Raw genomic sequence first — 17,144 nt, 5'->3', positions numbered from 1 at the left:
CCATCAGTCCAACCAGACATATCCCGCGAGTCGCCCTGTGGTGCGATCGCGGCGGTACGAGAAGTGGTCGTGCGACTCCAGCGTGCACACCGGGGACTGCGCCCGGTCGCACACCCCGAGCCGCTCCAGTTGCGCGTGCACTCCGGCGGCGACGTCGACGGCGGGAGTGCCCCAGCTCGTCTCGGCGTACGCCGCCGGTTCCAGCGCGGCGACCTCGGCGCGCATCGGTGACGGCACCTCATAGCACCGGCCGCAGACGGCGGGTCCGGTGCGGGCGGTGATCCGGGCGGGTTCGGCGCCGAGTTCCGCCATCGCGCGGACGGCGGCGGGGACGACCCCGGCGATCATGCCGGGCCGGCCCGCGTGGGCCGCGGCGACGACACCGGCGACCGGGTCGGCGAGCAGCACGGGCACGCAGTCGGCGGTGAGGACGGCGAGGGCGAGACCGCGCCGGGCGGTGACGATCGCGTCGGTCTCGGGGACCGGGCGCTCACCCCAGGGAGCGGTGACGATCTCGACGTCCGCGCCGTGCACCTGGTTCATCCAGACCACCTCGGCCGGGTCGAACCCGAGCGACTTGGCGGCCAGTTCGCGGTTGGCGAGGACGGCGGCGGGGTCGTCGCCGACCGCGCCGCCGAGGTTGAGCTCCTCATACGGAGCGGCGCTCACCCCGCCCCACCGGTCGGTGAAGGCGAAGTGCGCGCCGCGCACGCTCTCGCGCTGTCCTATCACTTCAGGAAGTCCGGTACGTCCAGTTCCTCGGCGGCGCTGTCCGAGTAGGTCCGGGACGGCGGGACCGGCGGGTTCAGCGGCGGCAGGTCGGCGACCGGCTCCGGGACGGGTACCGGGTCCTCCTTGGGCGTCACGCTGCCCAGGGAGCCGAAGGACGGGCGGGACTCGGGGCGGCTGACCGGGGCGGGCTCCTCGCGGCGGGTGGAGGCCGAGCCGATCACGTTGTCCCGGCGGGCGGGCGGCTGGCCGCCGTCGAAGCCGGCCGCGATGACGGTGACGCGGACCTCGTCGCCGAGGGCGTCGTCGATGACGGCGCCGAAGATGATGTTCGCCTCGGGGTGGGCGGCCTCGGAGACCAGCTGGGCGGCCTCGTTGATCTCGAACAGGCCGAGGTCGGAGCCGCCGGAGATGGAGAGCAGGACCCCGCGGGCGCCGTCGATGGAGGCTTCGAGGAGCGGCGAGGAGATGGCCATCTCGGCAGCGGCCACCGCGCGGTCGTCGCCGCGGGCGGAGCCGATGCCCATGAGCGCCGAACCGGCCTCGGACATCACGGACTTGACGTCGGCGAAGTCGAGGTTGATCAGACCCGGGGTGGTGATGAGGTCGGTGATGCCCTGGACACCGGAGAGCAGGACCTGGTCGGCCGACTTGAAGGCGTCGAGGACGGAGACCTGGCGGTCCGAGATGGACAGCAGCCGGTCGTTGGGGATGACGATGAGGGTGTCGACCTCTTCGCGCAGCTCCGCGATGCCGTCCTCGGCCTGGTTGGCGCGGCGCCGGCCCTCGAAGGTGAACGGGCGGGTGACGACGCCGATGGTGAGGGCGCCGAGGTTGCGCGCGATGTTGGCGACGACGGGGGCGCCGCCGGTGCCGGTGCCGCCGCCCTCGCCGGCCGTCACGAAGACCATGTCGGCCCCCTTGAGGACCTCCTCGATCTCCTCGCGGTGGTCCTCGGCGGCCTTGCGGCCGACGGCCGGGTTGGCGCCGGCGCCGAGTCCGCGGGTGAGTTCGCGGCCGACGTCGAGCTTGACGTCTGCGTCGCTCATCAACAGCGCCTGAGCGTCGGTGTTGATGGCGATGAACTCGACGCCCTTGAGTCCGACTTCGATCATCCGGTTGATGGCATTGACACCACCGCCGCCGACACCGATGACCTTGATGACTGCGAGGTAGTTCTGCGGTGCTGCCACGTCGAAGGCCTCTCGCCTCGAATTACGTTGCCGTCGTGGCCCAGTTGCCTGTGCCCCCGACGGCGGATGCCGAATGGGACGGTCCGTAGCGCCGACCCGAACCCTAACGCTGAAGTTTAGGGTTACCAGTGTGCCTGTTCCTTGGAGTCTTCCGAACAGGACACTAAGTCGACAAGTGGCGCCCGTTCAACGAACACGCCGAACCTCCCGTTTTTCTTTTCACCCTATGTGATCAGCCATGTCGCTGCCCAACCAGGGTGCTGGCCTGCGCATATGTGCGTCAACTCCCGGATGACGCGGGGGCGGTGGGGACGCTGACGTCGAAGTGCCGGGCGTCCGGCGCGGCTTTCATGAGAGCGCTGAGTGTGCGAGCCTTCGCCGCACCCTTCTCGGCACTCCCCCACGCGACGGTCCGGCCGTCCGTCAGCTCCAGTGAAATATCGTCGTACGAACGCACTTTGATGGTTTTTGTGGTTTTCAGTACGGCGGCCGGAAGGCTGCCGGCCGTGCGGACGGCCTCGCGGACGAGGCGGTCCTCGCCGAAGCGGCGCAGGCTCGCGGCGGTGGAACCGGTGCTCGTGAGCGAGAGTTCCAACAGCGGGGCGCCTTTCGGGGGTTGGGGAACGGTCGCGAACCGGACGCCCTCGTCGTCGACTTCGGTGTATCCGCTGCCCCAGCGGATCAGCAGGACCGGGGTCCGCTCGGTCACCTTGAGGACGACGCCGTGCGGCCAGGACCGCGACACGTCGACCTCGTCCACGCGCGGCAGCGCCCGCTCCAGACGTGACCGGATCTCGTCGGTGTCGATGGACACCAGCGGGGTGTCCAGGGGCACTTGAGCCGCGGCCCGGACCTGCTGCGGGGTCAGCACGTCGGTGCCCGAGACGGAGACGTGGTCGACGCGCAGCCACGGCGAGCCGTACAACACCCAGGCGCCGCCCGCTCCGAGGAGCACGACGGCGACGGCCAGGGCGATGATCGTACGGAGCCTGCGCGGGCCCAGGCGGCGGACGAGAGGCGGGCCGGGCGGTCCCTGCCGACGTGCCGTACCGCGCTCGGCGGTGGTGGGTCCTCCGGCCACGCTTGCCTGCCCTTCGTCGAACGCCTAGCGGCGCGAGGCGATCGCCTCGTACACCATGCGGACGAGGAGTTCGTCCGCGTCCCGGCGGCCGAACTCACCGGCGGCGCGGGACATCTCGTACAGCCGGTGCGGGTCGGCGAGGACGGGCAGGACGTTCTCCCGGACCCAGTCCGGCGTCAGTTCCGCGTCGTCGACCAGCAGTCCGCCACCGGCCTTGACCACCGGCTGGGCGTTCAGCCGCTGTTCGCCGTTGCCGATGGGCAACGGGACGTAGGCGGCCGGGAGTCCGACGGCGGAGAGCTCGGCGACGGTCATCGCGCCCGCGCGGCAGAGCATCATGTCGGCCGCGGCGTACGCGAGGTCCATCCGGTCCAGGTAACTTACCGGGACGTAGGGCGGCATTCCCGGCATCTGCTGCACGTGCGGCAGTTCGTTCTTCGGGCCGACCGCGTGCAGGATCTGGATACCGGCCTGCTGGAGCCAGGGCGCGACCTGCTGGACGACCTCGTTGAGCCGCCGGGCGCCCTGCGAGCCGCCGGTCACGAGCAGCGTCGGCAGGTTCGGGTCGAGGCCGAACATGTGCCGGGCCTCGGGGCGGGCCGCCGCGCGGTCCAGGGTGGCGATGGAGCGGCGCAGCGGGATGCCGATGTAGCGGGCGTCACGCAGCTTGCTGTCGGGCGTGGAGACGGCGACCTGGGCGGCGTAGCGGGAGCCGATCTTGTTGGCCAGGCCGGGGCGGGCGTTGGCCTCGTGGATGACGATCGGCACACCGAGGCGCTTGGCGGCGAGGTAGCCGGGCAGGGCGACGTAGCCGCCGAAGCCGACGACGCAGTCCGCCTTGGTGCGCTCCAGGATCTGCTCGGTGGCCTTGATCGTGCCGCGCAGCCGGCCCGGGACGGTGATCAGCTCGGGGGTGGGCTTGCGGGGCAGCGGTACGGCCGGGATCAGCGCCAGCTCGTAGCCGCGCTGCGGGACCAGCGTGGTCTCCAGGCCCCGTTCCGTGCCCAGGGCCGTGATGCCCACGGTCGGGTCCTGCCTGCGCAGGGCGTCCGCGAGGGCGAGCGCGGGCTCGATGTGGCCGGCGGTCCCTCCGCCTGCGAGTACGACATGCACCGAAATTCACCGCTCTCCGGACGTGCGTGCCGGGGCACGCCGTCGCATCGTGTTCCATCTCCGGGGTTCCCGAGGGTTCCCGCCCCGCTTTCTAGCAGAGCGGGTCTGCCGCATCGCAAGCGCCGCCCGCGCGGCGGGGTCCTCACGCGCGAACGCGATCAGCAGCCCGACGGCGAACATGGTCGGCAGCAGGGCCGAACCCCCGTAGGAGAACAGCGGGAGCGGGACACCGGCGATCGGCAGCAGACCGAGCACCGCACCGATGTTGATCACGGCCTGCGCCATGATCCAGGTGGTCACGCCTCCCGCGGCATACCTGACGAAGGGGTCCTCCGTGCGTCCGGCCACGCGGATACCCGCATAGCCTAGAGCCGCGAAGAGGGCGAGGACCGACAGCGTCCCCGCGAGGCCCAGTTCCTCACCGGTGACGGCGAAGATGAAGTCGGTGTGCGCTTCGGGCAGTTGGCCCCATTTCTCCACGCTCGCCCCGAGCCCCGAGCCGAAGATCCCGCCGGACGCGAGGGCGTAGATGCCGTGCACCGCCTGCCAGCAGTCGACCGGTCCCGCCTTGGGGTCGGTCGCGCCGATGCACTGGAGCCGGGCCATGCGGTTGGGGCTCGTCTTGATCAGGACGAACCCGATCAGGGTGGCCACCGACAGCACCCCCACGAAGAGCCGGGTGGGCGCCCCCGCGAGCCACAACAGGCCGAACAGGACGGCCGTGAGGATGATCGCGGTGCCCATGTCCCCGCCGATCATGATGAGTCCGAGGAGCATGAACGTCACCGGGACGAGCGGGACGAGCATGTGCTTCCACTGCGTCAGCAGCTTGCGGTCCTGTTTGCGGGCGAGCAGATCGGCCCCCCACAGCACGAGCGCCAGCTTCCCGAACTCGCTCGGCTGGATCTGGAACGACCCCCCGACCGCGATCCAGTTCTGGTTGCCGTTGACGGTCTTCCCTATCCCCGGCACCTGCACGAGCGCCATCAGGAACACGGCCCCCGCGAGGATCGGGTAGGCCAGCGCCCGGTGCAGTTTGACCGGCATCCGGGAGGCGGCGATCAGCAGGACGGCGCCGATGCACGCGGCGAGGAACTGTTTGCGGAAGAAGAAGCTCCCGGGCAGCGACTTCTGGAGCGCGGTGATCTGGGACGCGGAGTACACCATCACGAGCCCGAGCACGATGATGAGGAGACTCCCGCCCAGGATCAGGTAGTAGGCGGTGAGAGGCCGGTCCCAGGCTCTGCGGGCCCGGGCATGGAGGCGTACGAACGGATTGTCGCGCTTGTCGCGGGGGCTCTGCACGACGGGCTGGCGTACGACCCGCTGGGTGGGAGGACGCCCGGTACGGCTACTGGACACGTGACGGCAACCCCCTGATTTCCTGGAGAACCCGCCATCAGCCGATCTCGCGAACGGCCTCCGCGAACGCGTCCCCACGCTGGTTGTAATTGGTGAACATGTCCATCGAGGCGCACGCCGGGGCGAGAAGTACGGTGTCGCCCTCGGTCGCGAGGCGCTGGGCCTCCCGCACCGCCTGGAGCATCGCCCCAGTGTCGGTCCGGTCGAGGTCCACGACGGGTACCTCGGGCGCGTGTCGCGCCAGGGCCTCCCGGATGAGCGCACGGTCCGCGCCCAACAGGACGACCCCCCGCAGCCGTTCGGCGGACGAGGCCACCAACTCGTCGAAGGCGGCCCCCTTCGCGAGGCCCCCGGCGATCCACACGATCGACTCGTACGCGGCCAACGACGCCTGCGCGGCGTGGGTGTTGGTCGCCTTGGAGTCGTCGACGTACGCGACGCCCGCCACGTCCGCCACGTGGGCGATGCGGTGGGCGTCCGGGGTGAAGGCGCGCAGACCGTCCCGGACGGCCTTGGCGGGCACCCCGAACGCGCGCGCGAGGGCGGCGGCGGCGAGGGCGTTGGCGATGTTGTGCGGGGCCGGCGGGTTGACGTCCGCGACCTCGGCCAGCTCCTGCGCGTTCTGGTGCCGGTTCTCGACGAACGCGCGGTCGACGAGGATGCCCTCGACGACGCCGAGCTGGGAAGGTCCGGGCGTGCCGAGGGTGAAGCCGATCGCCCGGCACCCCTCCTCGACGTCCGCCTCGCGCACCAGGTCCTCGGTGGCCTTGTCGGCGACGTTGTAGACGCAGGCGACCCGGTTGCCCTCGTACACGCGGCCCTTGTCGGCGGCGTACGCCTCCATGGAGCCGTGCCAGTCGAGGTGGTCCGGGGCGAGGTTCAGGACGGCGGCGGAGTGGGCGCGCAGGGAGGGCGCCCAGTGGAGCTGGTAGCTGGAGAGCTCGACGGCGAGGACGTCGTAGTCGCCGTTCACCGCGTCCAGCAGGGAGACGCCGATGTTGCCGACGGCGGCCGTGCGCAGGCCGGCGGCCGTCAGGATCGACGCCAGCATCTGGGTGGTCGTCGTCTTGCCGTTGGTGCCGGTGACGCACAGCCAGGACGGGGCGTCGGGGCCGCGCAGGCGCCAGGCGAGTTCGACGTCGCCCCAGATCTCGACGCCGGCCGCGCGGGCCGCCGTGAAGAGGGGCTTGTCGGGCCGCCAGCCCGGCGCCGTGACGACGAGGTCCGTGCCCTCGGGCAGGGTGCTGCCGTCGCCGAGGCGGACGGTGACGCCGAGCGCCCGCAGTTCGTCGGCCTGCGCACGCGAGCGGTCGTCGTCGCCGTCGTTGACGACGGTGACCTCCGCGCCCAGTTCGCGCAGCACCTTGGCCGCCGGAACGCCCGAGACGCCGAGTCCGGCGACGACGACACGCTTTCCCTGCCAGTCGGTCACTTGTCCGCTGCCCATCCCGCGTAGAAGAGGCCGAGTCCGACGATGACGCAGATGCCCTGGATGATCCAGAAGCGGACCACGATCAGGACCTCGGACCAGCCCTTGAGTTCGAAGTGGTGCTGGAGTGGCGCCATCCGGAAGACGCGCTTGCCGGTGAGGCGGAACGAGCCGACCTGGATGACGACCGACATGGTGATGAGGACGAACAGGCCGCCCATGAGGGCGACGAGCAGCTCCGTGCGGGAGCAGATCGCGAGGCCGGTCAGCACGCCGCCGAGGGCCAGCGAGCCGGTGTCGCCCATGAAGATCTTGGCCGGCGAGGTGTTCCACCACAGGAAGCCGAGGCAGGCGCCCATCAGCGCCGCCGACACGACCGCGAGGTCGAGCGGGTCGCGCACCTCGAAGCAGGCGTTCGGGTTGGTGAGCGTCTCGCCGTTGGCGCAGGACTCCTGGTACTGCCAGACGCCGATGAACGTGTAGGCGCCGAAGACCAGCACCGACGCGCCGGTGGCGAGGCCGTCCAGACCGTCCGTCAGGTTCACGCCGTTGGACATGGCCAGGATCATGAACAGCGCCCAGACGACGAACAGCACCGGGCCGATGGACCAGCCGAAGTCCGTGATGAACGACAGTTTCGTGGACGCGGGCGTATTGCCCCTGTTGTCCGCGAACTGGAGTGCCAGCACGGCGAAGCCGATGCCGACGATCAGCTGACCGGCCATCTTCGCCTTGGCCCGCAGACCGAGCGAGCGCCGCTTGACGATCTTGATGTAGTCGTCCAGGAAGCCGACCAGGCCCATGCCCACCATCAGGCCGAGCACCAGCAGACCCGAGTAGGTCGGCGGCTTCCCGGCGATGATCTTCGCGCCGAAGTAGGCGGCGACCGTCGCGAGGATGAACGCGATACCGCCCATGGTCGGCGTACCGCGCTTGCTGGCGTGCCCGCGCGGGCCGTCGTCGCGGATGTACTGGCCGTAGCCCTTGCGGGCCAGCAGCTTGATCAGCAGCGGGGTGCCGACCAGCGACAGGAACAGACCAATGACTCCCGCGAACAGGATCTGCTTCATCATCGGGCGGAGACCTCGCCCTCAGCGGCGAGCAGCGCCTCGGCGACACTCTCCAGACCGACCGACCGGGACGCCTTCACGAGCACGACGTCCCCCGGGCGCAACTCGCTGCGCAACAGGTCGACAGCCGCCTGTGCGTCGGACACGTGCACCGACTCCTCACCCCACGAACCCTCGTTGTATGCGCCCAGTTGCAGCCAGGCGGCTTCCCTGCCGCCGACCGCCACGAGCTTGCCGACATTGAGCCGGACGGCGAGCCGTCCGACCGCGTCGTGCTCGGCGAGCGCCTCGTCCCCGAGCTCGGCCATCTTGCCGAGCACCGCCCAGGTCCGCCGCCCCTTGCCCATGGCCACGAGCGCGCGCAGGGCCGCTCGCATGGACTCGGGGTTCGCGTTGTAGGCGTCGTTGACGATCGTCACGCCGTCCGGGCGCTCGGTGACCTCCATCCGCCAGCGGGAGAGGGTGCCCGCTCCGGAGAGCGCCGTGGCGATCTCGTGTGCGGACATGCCCAGCTCATGGGCGACGGCGGCGGCGGCGAGCGCGTTCGACACGTGGTGCTCACCGTACAGGCGCATGGTCACGTCACTCGCACCGGAGGGTGTGCGAAGCCTGAAGGAGGGCTGTCCGCTGTCCGTGAGTCGCACGTTCTCGGCGCGAACGTCCGCTTCGTCGCTCTCGCCGAAAAGGACCACCTTCGCCGCCGTACGGGAGGCCATGGCCCGGACCAGCGGGTCGTCGGCGTTCAGGACGGCCGCGCCGCCCTCCGCCGCCGGGGGCAGGCTCTCGACGAGTTCACCCTTGGCCTGCGCGATCTGCTCCCGGCCGCCGAACTCGCCGATGTGGGCGGTGCCGACGTTGAGGACGAGGCCGATCTTCGGGGGCGTCAGCTGTGTGAGGTAGGCGATGTCGCCGATATAGCGCGCGCCCATCTCCAGGACGAGGTACTTCGTCTCGTCGGTGGCGCGCAGCGCGGTCAGCGGCAGGCCGATCTCGTTGTTGAGGTTGCCTTCGGGCCAGATCGTCGGCGCGTTGCTGTTCAGCACCTGGGCGATGAGGTCCTTGGTGCTGGTCTTGCCGGCCGACCCGGTGAGCGCGACAGGCGTCGCGCCCAGGCGTCGTACGACGTGACGGGCGAGGGCGCCCAACGCTTTGGTGACGTCGTCCACGACGATCGCGGGCGCGTCCACCGGGCGGGACGCCAGGACGGCGACCGCGCCCGCGTCGACGACCTGCCGCGCGTAGTCGTGGCCGTCGACGCGCTCGCCGACGAAGGCGACGAAGAGGCTGCCGGGTCCGGCCTCGCGGGAGTCGCGGACGACGGGGCCCGTGACGCGCGCGGACGTATCCGGTATGGCGTGAATCTGCCCGCCGACGACTTCAGCGATCTCGGCGAGGGAGAGGGCGATCACAAGTTCATCCCTGGGTCTTCTGGATGGCTTCTCGAAGCACCTGGCGGTCGTCGAAGGGACGCACCACCCCGGCGATGTCCTGGCCCTGTTCGTGGCCCTTGCCCGCGACCAGCACGGTGTCCCCGGCCTGCGCGCGGCCCACGGCCGCCGCGATCGCCGCGGCCCGGTCCTCGAACAGCAGCACCTCGCCGCGCTCGTGGGCCGGCACCGAGGCGGCGCCGTCGAGCATCGCGGTGAGGATCGCGAGGGGGTCCTCGGAGCGGGGGTTGTCGGAGGTCAGCACGGCCGTGTCGGCGAGCCGGGCCGCCGCGGCGCCCATCGGGGCCCGCTTCGTGACGTCCCGGTCGCCGCCGCAGCCGAGGACGACGTGCAGCCGCCCCTTGGTGACCTTGCGCAGCGCCTTGAGCACCGACTCGACGGCGTCCGTCTTGTGCGCGTAGTCGACGACCGCGAGGTACGGCTGCCCGGCGTCCACCCGCTCCAGGCGCCCCGGCACCCCGGGCACCCCGGCGACGCCCTCGGCGGCGGCGTGCGGATCGACCCCGGCGGTTGCGAGTGCGACGATCGCGGCGAGGCTGTTGGCCACGTTGAACGGGCCGGGGATCGGGGACTTGGCGACGATCCGCGTCCCGTCCGGGGCGACGACCGTGAAGTCCGAGTCCATCGCGCCGATGTGCACGTCCACCGCGCGCCAGTCGGCGTCCGGGTGGCCCTCGGCGGAGAAGGTGACGACCGGGACCTCGGACTCGGCGACGAGCCGACGGCCGTACTCGTCGTCGTAGTTGACGACGCCGCGTTTGCTGCGCTTGCGGGTGAACAGCTGCGCCTTGGCCCGGAAGTAGTCCTCCATGTCGGAGTGGAACTCCATGTGCTCCGGGCTGAGGTTGTTGAAGACGGCGACGTCGAAGACGCAGCCGTCGACCCGGCCGAGGGCCAGCGCGTGGCTGGAGACCTCCATGGCGACCGCCTCGACGCCGCGTTCGCGCATGACGGCGAAGAGGGCCTGGAGGTCGGTGGCCTCGGGGGTGGTGCGCTCGGACTTGATCCGCTCCTCGCCGATGCGGGTCTCGACGGTGCCGATGAGCCCGGCGGGCTGCGGCAGGCCGCCCTCGACGAGGTAGGCGGTGGTGGTCTTGCCGGAGGTGCCGGTGATGCCGATCTGGAGCAGGCCCTCGCCCGGACGGCCGTAGATCGCCGCCGCCAGTTCGCCCATCCGTCCGCGCGGGTCGTCGACGACGAGCACCGGCAGGCCGGTCGCGGCGGCGCGCTCCTCGCCCGCCGGGTCGGTCAGGACGGCCGCTCCCCCCTGGCTCGCGGCCTGGGCGACGAAGTCGGCGCCGTGCGCGCGGGCGCCCGCGAGGGCGACGTACAGGTCGCCGGGGCGGACGGCGCGCGAGTCGTGGGTGATGCCCGTGACCTCGGCGGCGCTCTGCGGTCCCGGCACTCCCAGCCGGTCGGCGAGGTCCGCGAGAGGGGTCGCGACGACCTGTGCGGGCCGGGGTGTCCGGTGGGTTCGGGACTGATCAGCTTGTGGCACGGCGGTGAGCGTACCGGGCCGACCCGCTCCGGAGCGAAGCGAGGACGGGGGCCGGGGGTGGTTCCCCGGATCGGGAGTGATCATGGTCACGGGCTGGTTCCTGGCTGTTCGGCGCTGAACGGGAGGGACAGGGCACTCACGCGTCTCACGGCGTGAAGGTCACGGGGAGGCTGGCGGACTTCGTCCCGGTGGGCGGGACCTGGAGGGTCTTCAGGGCGAACTCCATGACCTGCTTGAAGATCGGCCCGCAGATCTGGCCGCCGAAGTAGCTGCCTTTCGTCGCGTTCTGGATGGCGCAGTAGACGGTGACGCGCGGGTTGTCGGCGGGCGCGAAGCCCGCGAAGGAGGACGTGTACCCCTTGTACGTGCCGGTGGCGGGATCGACTCGGTTGGCGGTGCCCGTCTTGCCGGCCACCCGGTAGCCCGGGATTCGGGCCTTGGTGCCGGTGCCCTCCTGGTCGTCGACCACGGACTCCAGCATCTGGCTCAGGGTCTTGGCGGTCTTCTCGCTGACGACCCGTGAGGTCTGCGGCGCGGGGGCCGGCGTGAACCGGCCGTCGGGGCCTTCCGTGCCGCGCACCAGCGTCGGTTCGACGCGGACGCCGCCGTTGGCGATCGTCGAGTACACGGAGGCCGCCTGGAGGGCGCTCACGGACATGCCCTGGCCGAACGGGATCGTGAACTGCTGGGAGGTCGACCAGTCGGCGGCCGGGGCGAGGATGCCCCGGGTCTCGCCGGGGAAGCCGAGGCCGGTGGGCTGTCCGACGCCGAACCTGCGCAGGTAGGAGTAGAGGACCTGGTTGGCCTCGGGCTGCGTCTTGCCGAGCTGCCCGGTGGCGAGGATCGTGCCGATGTTGGACGACTTCGCGAGGACGCCGTTCAGGGTGAGGTACCAGGTCGGGTGGTCGATGTCGTCCTGGAAGAGCCGGTCGCCGCGGTGCAGCCGGTTCGGCACGGTCACCTTGGTCAGCGGGGTCGCCGCGTTCTCCTCCAGGACGGCCGCCATGGAGACGACCTTGGCGGTGGAACCGGGCTCGTAGGCGTCCTGGACGGCCGGGTTGCCCATGTTCGCCGAGGTCGCCGAGGAGAGGTCGTTCGGGTCGAAGCCCGGGGAGTTCGCCATGGCGAGGATCTCGCCGGTGCGGGTGTCCTGGACGATGACGTACCCGCGGTCGGCCTTCGACTTCTGGACCTGTTCCGTGATCGCGTTCTGCGCGGCCCACTGGATGTCCCGGTCGATGGTCAGCTCGATGTCCGAACCGGGGACGGCGGGCGTCTCCGTCGACCCGGCCGTCGGCACCTGCCGGCCGCCCGACTGGGCGTACCGGATCTTGCCGTCCTTCCCGGCCAGCGTCTTGTTCAGCTGCTGCTCGACGCCACCGCCGCCGACGCCCTCTGCGTTCACCCAGCCCAGTATCCCGGCGGCGAGGTCGCCGTTGGGGTACACGCGCTTGCTGCTGGGGACCGCGAAGACGCCGCCGAGGACGTTCACCGCGGTCTTGTCGGTGCTCGCCTTGGTCGCGAGGGTCGCCCTGAGGTCGCGGATCTGCTTCCAGACCTGCGGGGTCTGACGGGAGGCCAGTTTCGCGTACCGGGAGGCGGAGTTCTTCGGGCGGAGCTTCGCGACCAGGGCGGACTGGTCCTGGCCGAGGATCGGCGCGAGCAGCGCGGCGGCCTGTTCGGGGCCGTCGTCGATCTTCAGCTCCTTCGCCGCGAACATCGTCGGGTCCGCGGTGATGTCGTACGCGTCCTCGCTGGTCGCGAGGGCTACGCCGCTGCGGTCCGTGATCTCGCCGCGCTCGGCCGCGAGCACCTGCCCGACGTACCGGTTCTGCTCGGCCTTCGCGGTGTACGTGCTCGCGTCGACCGCCTGGACCTGGAGGAGGCGGACGACGAACGCGGTGAGGACGAGGGCGAGGGCCACGCCGACCATGCGCAGGCGGGGCCGGGGGCTGCCGAGGCGGAGCGTCTTGGCGGCCGGGGGGCGCGGGGGCGCGGGGCGCCGTACGGGAGGCCGCGCCCCCGGTCCGGGCCGGCGCTGGGCTCCCTGCGCGGGGCGCGGGGGGCGGGCGGGGCCGGGTACGCGCCGGCGGGGCGGTTCCCTGTCGGACACTTCCGTCACCTGCCGGAGGTTGTGGGGGCGGGGGATACGGGGGGCTGGGCGGGGGTCTGGGGGAGGGTGGGGGGCTGCTGGTTCGGCGCCTGCCCCGGCTGGGACTGCTGATTCACCTGGCTCTGGTTCGCGGGGGTGTTCGCGGCGGTGTTCGCGGTGTTCTGGCCGGCTGCGGTCTGGCCCGCCGTCGTCCCGCCTGTCGTGTTCCGGCCCGCCGTGCTCTGGTTCGTCTGCGACAGCGTGATCGCCTCGGGGGGCCGTACGGATTCGCGCGCGTGGGTGCCGGAGGGCTGTGCGGCGGGGGACGGGACGCCCTTGACGGCGCCGTCCGGCTGGAGGAAGGCGGGGTCGCCGCCGGGGACCATGCCGAGTTCGCGGGCGCGCTTCTGGAGGGCGTCCGGCGCGGAGTAGGAGTCGATGTCCCGCTGGAGCGCCTGCTGTTCGTCGGTGAGGCTCTTGGTCTCCCGCTGGAGGTCGTCCATCTTGAACGACCCTTCGCTGAGCGCGGAGTTGAGCACCAGCAGCCCGATCAGCCCACCGCCGAGCAGGACGACGACCAGCAGCACGAACGGTGTCCGCCCGGCCTGCGCACCGCCCCCGACCGGCAGCAACCCGGCCAGCCGTCCCTTGAGTTCAGATCTCATCGCGCCTCCACCCGGTAGGACGTCCGAAGCCCCCGCGAAGATGCACGGACCGACCCGAATCGCTCAGATGTGTGAATCAGCTCGCTTCGGGAACTCCGCGGTCGGCTCCCTGACCGGCTCACTCGACGTCCTCCCTGATGCGCTCGGCGCCCCGCAGCCGCGCGGGGGCGGCCCGGCGGTTCTCGGCGATCTCTTCCTCGGTGGGAAGTTCGGCACCGCGCGTGAGCAGCTTGAGCCGGGGCTGGTAGCGCTCGGGCACGATCGGCAGGCCGGGCGGCGCCGTGTTGGCGGCGCCGGCCGCGAACACCTGCTTGACCAGGCGGTCTTCGAGGGACTGGTACGCCAGGACGGCGATCCGCCCGCCCACGCCCAGCGACTTGACGGCCGCCGGGATCGCCCGCTCCAGCACCGACAGTTCGCCGTTGACCTCGATGCGCAGCGCCTGGAAGGTCCGCTTGGCGGGGTTCCCGCCGGTCCGCATCGCGGCCTGCGGCAGCGCCCCCCGGATCACCTCGACGAGCCGCGCGCTGTTGGCGAACGGCTCCTTCTCCCGCTCCCGGACGACCGCCGAGACGATCCGCTTGGCCTGCTTCTCCTCGCCGTACGCGCGCAGGATGCGCACCAACTCCCCGCCGGGGTACGTGTTGAGGACCTCGGCGGCGCTGATGCCGGTCGTCTGGTCCATGCGCATGTCGAGGGGCGCGTCCTGCGCGTAGGCGAAGCCCCGGTCGGCCTCGTCGAGCTGCATGGAGGAGACGCCGAGGTCGAACAGCACGCCCTGCACGCGCGCGTGGCCGAGCCGTTCGAGGACGTCGGGGAGTTCGTCGTAGACGGCGTGGACGAGGGTGGCGCGCTCGCCGAAGGGCGCGAGGCGCTCGCCCGAGAGCCGCAGCGCCTCCTTGTCCCGGTCGAGGGCGACGAGCCGGGCCTCGGGGAACCGCTCCAGGAGGGCTTCGCTGTGTCCGCCGAGCCCGAGTGTGCAGTCGACGACGACCGCTCCCGGCTCCTGAAGCGCTGGTGCCAGCAGGTCCAGGCACCGGTGGAGCATCACGGGGACGTGTCGGCTGTTGCTCAAGGGGCCCTCTCAGTTACCGGCGGGGCCCGTACGTACGCGCCGCGCACGCGGGGAGACGACGGGCGGCCGGGCCGGGGTCCCACGGGGAAGTTCGCTCAGGTTCGCTCAGCAGGGAGAGCCACCGTTGCCGCGCCTCCCGCTTCGCGTCACTTTAGTCCACGCTGTCTCTCGGTCAATCAACCGGCCTGCGCGTCGCGGGCCCCGCGCGCGGGACATCTGGTGGCGGTCGCACGGCACGAGAAATCACCCTTTGGGCCCCCACCTGGCCACTCTTGTGGCTTACCTCACACCGAGGGTGCGATGACCCTCATTTTCCCTTCTCACAACGGGACCGGAACGCCGGTGACCAGTACCGTCATGGTTATGACGACTTCCGCATCCGTATCGACCGACCCCGAAGGCGCCATACCTCGCGACAGCACGGTCACCGACCGGCTGGTGCACGCGAACGAGCGCTACGCCTCCGCGTTCGCCGACCCCGGCATGGACGCCCGGCCCGTCCTGCGTGTCGCGGTCGTGGCCTGCATGGACGCCCGTCTCGACCTGCACGCCGCGCTCGGCCTGGAGCTGGGCGACTGCCACACCATCCGCAACGCGGGCGGCGTGGTCACCGACGACGTGATCCGCTCGCTCACCATCAGCCAGCGCAAGCTGGGGACCCGCTCGATCGTCCTCATCCACCACACCGGCTGCGGCCTGGAGGCGATCACCGAGGACTTCCGCACGGAGCTGGAGATGGAGGTCGGCCAGCGTCCCGCGTGGGCGGTGGAGGCGTTCCGGGACGTCGACCAGGACGTCCGGCAGTCCATGCAGCGGGTGCGCACGTCACCGTTCCTGCTGCACGCCGACGATGTGCGAGGCTTCGTCTTCGACGTGAAGACGGGTCTGCTCCGCGAGATCGACCCGGCCTGAGCGGGCGATACGGGGTCCGCGCCCTGTCAACTTCCTGTCACCATTACCGGCAAAAGCCGCAGCCCAGGACATATCTCCGACAGTTATCCACAGGCGAGTGACACGAATCGGTAACGGCGGCAAGAATGCGGTGAGGGCGCCGAGCCGAACATTCCGGGGGCGGCGTCCGTGATTCGGGGTGGGCCGGTTCGCACGACAGCGGCGGCCCGGAACAGTACGGGCCGAGGAGGGCCGGGTGACGACCTATGACGAACGAGCGAGCCTCACTGATCTGACCACCACCGTGGACAGGGTCCGCGGGTCGGTGGAGGGGGTGATCGAGGGCAAGCCCGAGGTCGTACGACTCGCGCTGACCGTGCTGCTCGCCGAGGGGCACCTGCTGATCGAGGACGTCCCCGGTGTGGGCAAGACCATGCTGGCCAAGACGCTGGCGAAGTCCATCGACTGCTCGGTCCGGCGTATCCAGTTCACGCCGGACCTGCTGCCGTCGGACATCACCGGTGTCTCCATCTGGGACCAGCAGCAGCGTGACTTCGAGTTCAAGCCCGGTGCGATCTTCGCGCAGATCGTGATCGGCGACGAGATCAACCGCGCCTCGCCGAAGACGCAGTCCGCGCTCCTGGAGTCCATGGAGGAGCGCCAGGTCACCATCGACGGGCAGTCGTACGAGCTGCCGAGCCCCTTCATGGTCGTCGCGACGCAGAACCCGGTCGAGATGGAGGGCACCTACCCGCTCCCCGAGGCGCAGCGCGACCGCTTCATGGCCCGGGTCTCCATCGGCTACCCGAGCCCGGAGGCCGAGCTGGAGATGCTCGACGTCCACGGCGCGGTGAGCCCCCTGGAAGACCTCCAGCCGGTCGCCCACGCGCACGAGATCGTCAAGCTCGTCGAGGCGGTCCGCGGCGTGCACGTCGCCGAGGCGGTCAAGCGGTACGCGGTCGACGTGGTCGCCGCGACCCGTGTCCACCCCGACCTCAGACTGGGCGCCTCCCCGCGCGCCACGCTCCACCTCCTGCGCGCGGCCAAGGCCACCGCCGCCCTCTCCGGCCGCGACTACGCCCTCCCGGACGACATCCAGAACCTCGCGGTCGCCGTCCTCGCCCACCGCCTCCTCCCGACGGCCCAGGCCCAGCTGAACCGCCGCACCTCGGAACAGGTCGTCGAGGAGATCCTCCAGCGCACCCCCGTCCCCGCCACCCCCCAGCAGCCCCGCGACTACGGCCGGCCGTACGGCTCGCGGAGCCTGTGATGACCTCCGGGGGTGCCCCCCAGGGCGACCCCAGAGAGACCCCTGGCACCGGCCACCCGAACCCGGCACGAGCCGAACGGCCCACCGGGACCGCTCCTGGCGGGCGGCCGGCGGGTGCGGCGCCGAGCGGGCGTGTCGGAGGGGCCGGTCCGGGGGTCTATCCCGCGCGGCCCGCCGCACCTCCGGTGAACGGGCCGCGCGCTTCGGGGGCGCCGTCGGGCGGAGCCT

14 protein-coding genes are annotated in these 17,144 nt (G+C 71.3%); 2 read left to right on the top strand and 12 right to left on the bottom strand.

Annotated elements, in window-relative coordinates:
• Positions 1–3: 3 nt before the first annotated feature.
• From pgeF to rsmH, 12 genes are all read right to left on the bottom strand, one after another.
• Positions 4–732: a peptidoglycan editing factor PgeF gene (gene pgeF / locus ABZX85_RS29750; RefSeq protein WP_355875008.1), complete on the bottom strand. Its 729-nt coding sequence runs from the start codon at positions 730–732 to the stop codon at positions 4–6.
• The gene (gene ftsZ / locus ABZX85_RS29745) at positions 729–1,922 is read right to left on the bottom strand and encodes a cell division protein FtsZ (protein WP_355875005.1); all 1,194 of its coding nucleotides are present in this window, start codon (positions 1,920–1,922) and stop codon (positions 729–731) included. Before ftsZ ends, pgeF begins: the two co-directional genes overlap by 4 nt.
• A gap of 280 nt (positions 1,923–2,202) precedes the next feature.
• Positions 2,203–3,003 (bottom strand): FtsQ-type POTRA domain-containing protein, encoded by an 801-nt coding sequence (locus ABZX85_RS29740; RefSeq protein ID WP_355875002.1) that lies wholly within the window; start codon positions 3,001–3,003, stop codon positions 2,203–2,205.
• 24 nt (positions 3,004–3,027) lie between these two features.
• A complete protein-coding gene (gene murG / locus ABZX85_RS29735; protein WP_355874999.1) occupies positions 3,028–4,116 on the bottom strand; it encodes an undecaprenyldiphospho-muramoylpentapeptide beta-N-acetylglucosaminyltransferase in 1,089 nt (362 codons plus the stop codon).
• A 6-nt stretch (positions 4,117–4,122) separates the two neighbouring features.
• Entirely contained in the window at positions 4,123–5,478 is a 1,356-nt protein-coding gene (gene ftsW, locus ABZX85_RS29730; protein ID WP_355874996.1) for a putative lipid II flippase FtsW, read from the bottom strand.
• A 37-nt stretch (positions 5,479–5,515) separates the two neighbouring features.
• Positions 5,516–6,925, bottom strand: coding sequence for a UDP-N-acetylmuramoyl-L-alanine--D-glutamate ligase (gene murD / locus ABZX85_RS29725; protein ID WP_355874994.1), 1,410 nt, complete (start codon positions 6,923–6,925; stop codon positions 5,516–5,518).
• Positions 6,907–7,980, bottom strand: a complete 1,074-nt coding sequence (gene mraY, locus ABZX85_RS29720) for a phospho-N-acetylmuramoyl-pentapeptide-transferase (protein ID WP_355874991.1) — start codon at positions 7,978–7,980, stop codon at positions 6,907–6,909. The genes murD and mraY overlap by 19 nt, the downstream gene beginning before the upstream one ends.
• Entirely contained in the window at positions 7,977–9,386 is a 1,410-nt protein-coding gene (gene murF / locus ABZX85_RS29715; protein WP_355874988.1) for a UDP-N-acetylmuramoyl-tripeptide--D-alanyl-D-alanine ligase, read from the bottom strand. The genes mraY and murF overlap by 4 nt, the downstream gene beginning before the upstream one ends.
• Before the next feature lie 4 nt (positions 9,387–9,390).
• Positions 9,391–11,013 (bottom strand): UDP-N-acetylmuramoyl-L-alanyl-D-glutamate--2,6-diaminopimelate ligase, encoded by a 1,623-nt coding sequence (locus tag ABZX85_RS29710; protein ID WP_355874985.1) that lies wholly within the window; start codon positions 11,011–11,013, stop codon positions 9,391–9,393.
• Between the two features lie 55 nt (positions 11,014–11,068).
• Positions 11,069–13,036: a penicillin-binding protein 2 gene (locus tag ABZX85_RS29705; protein ID WP_355874983.1), complete on the bottom strand. Its 1,968-nt coding sequence runs from the start codon at positions 13,034–13,036 to the stop codon at positions 11,069–11,071.
• 5 nt (positions 13,037–13,041) lie between these two features.
• Entirely contained in the window at positions 13,042–13,680 is a 639-nt protein-coding gene (locus ABZX85_RS29700; RefSeq protein ID WP_355874980.1) for a septum formation initiator family protein, read from the bottom strand.
• A 118-nt stretch (positions 13,681–13,798) separates the two neighbouring features.
• A complete protein-coding gene (gene rsmH / locus ABZX85_RS29695; protein ID WP_355874977.1) occupies positions 13,799–14,755 on the bottom strand; it encodes a 16S rRNA (cytosine(1402)-N(4))-methyltransferase RsmH in 957 nt (318 codons plus the stop codon).
• 363 nt (positions 14,756–15,118) lie between these two features.
• Between rsmH and ABZX85_RS29690 the strand changes: the two genes are divergently transcribed.
• The gene (locus ABZX85_RS29690; protein WP_355874974.1) at positions 15,119–15,667 is read left to right on the top strand and encodes a carbonic anhydrase; all 549 of its coding nucleotides are present in this window, start codon (positions 15,119–15,121) and stop codon (positions 15,665–15,667) included.
• Positions 15,668–15,902: 235 nt separating this feature from the next.
• Positions 15,903–16,916, top strand: coding sequence for a MoxR family ATPase (locus tag ABZX85_RS29685; protein ID WP_355874971.1), 1,014 nt, complete (start codon positions 15,903–15,905; stop codon positions 16,914–16,916).
• The last annotated feature ends 228 nt before the right edge of the window (positions 16,917–17,144 follow it).

Origin of the sequence: Streptomyces sp. NPDC004539 (genome assembly GCF_040610055.1) — a bacterium.
Classification (GTDB): Bacteria; Actinomycetota; Actinomycetes; order Streptomycetales; family Streptomycetaceae; genus Streptomyces.
The sequence above is the reverse complement of the archived record's forward strand: the minus strand, read 5'-3'. Positions and strand labels throughout refer to the sequence as shown.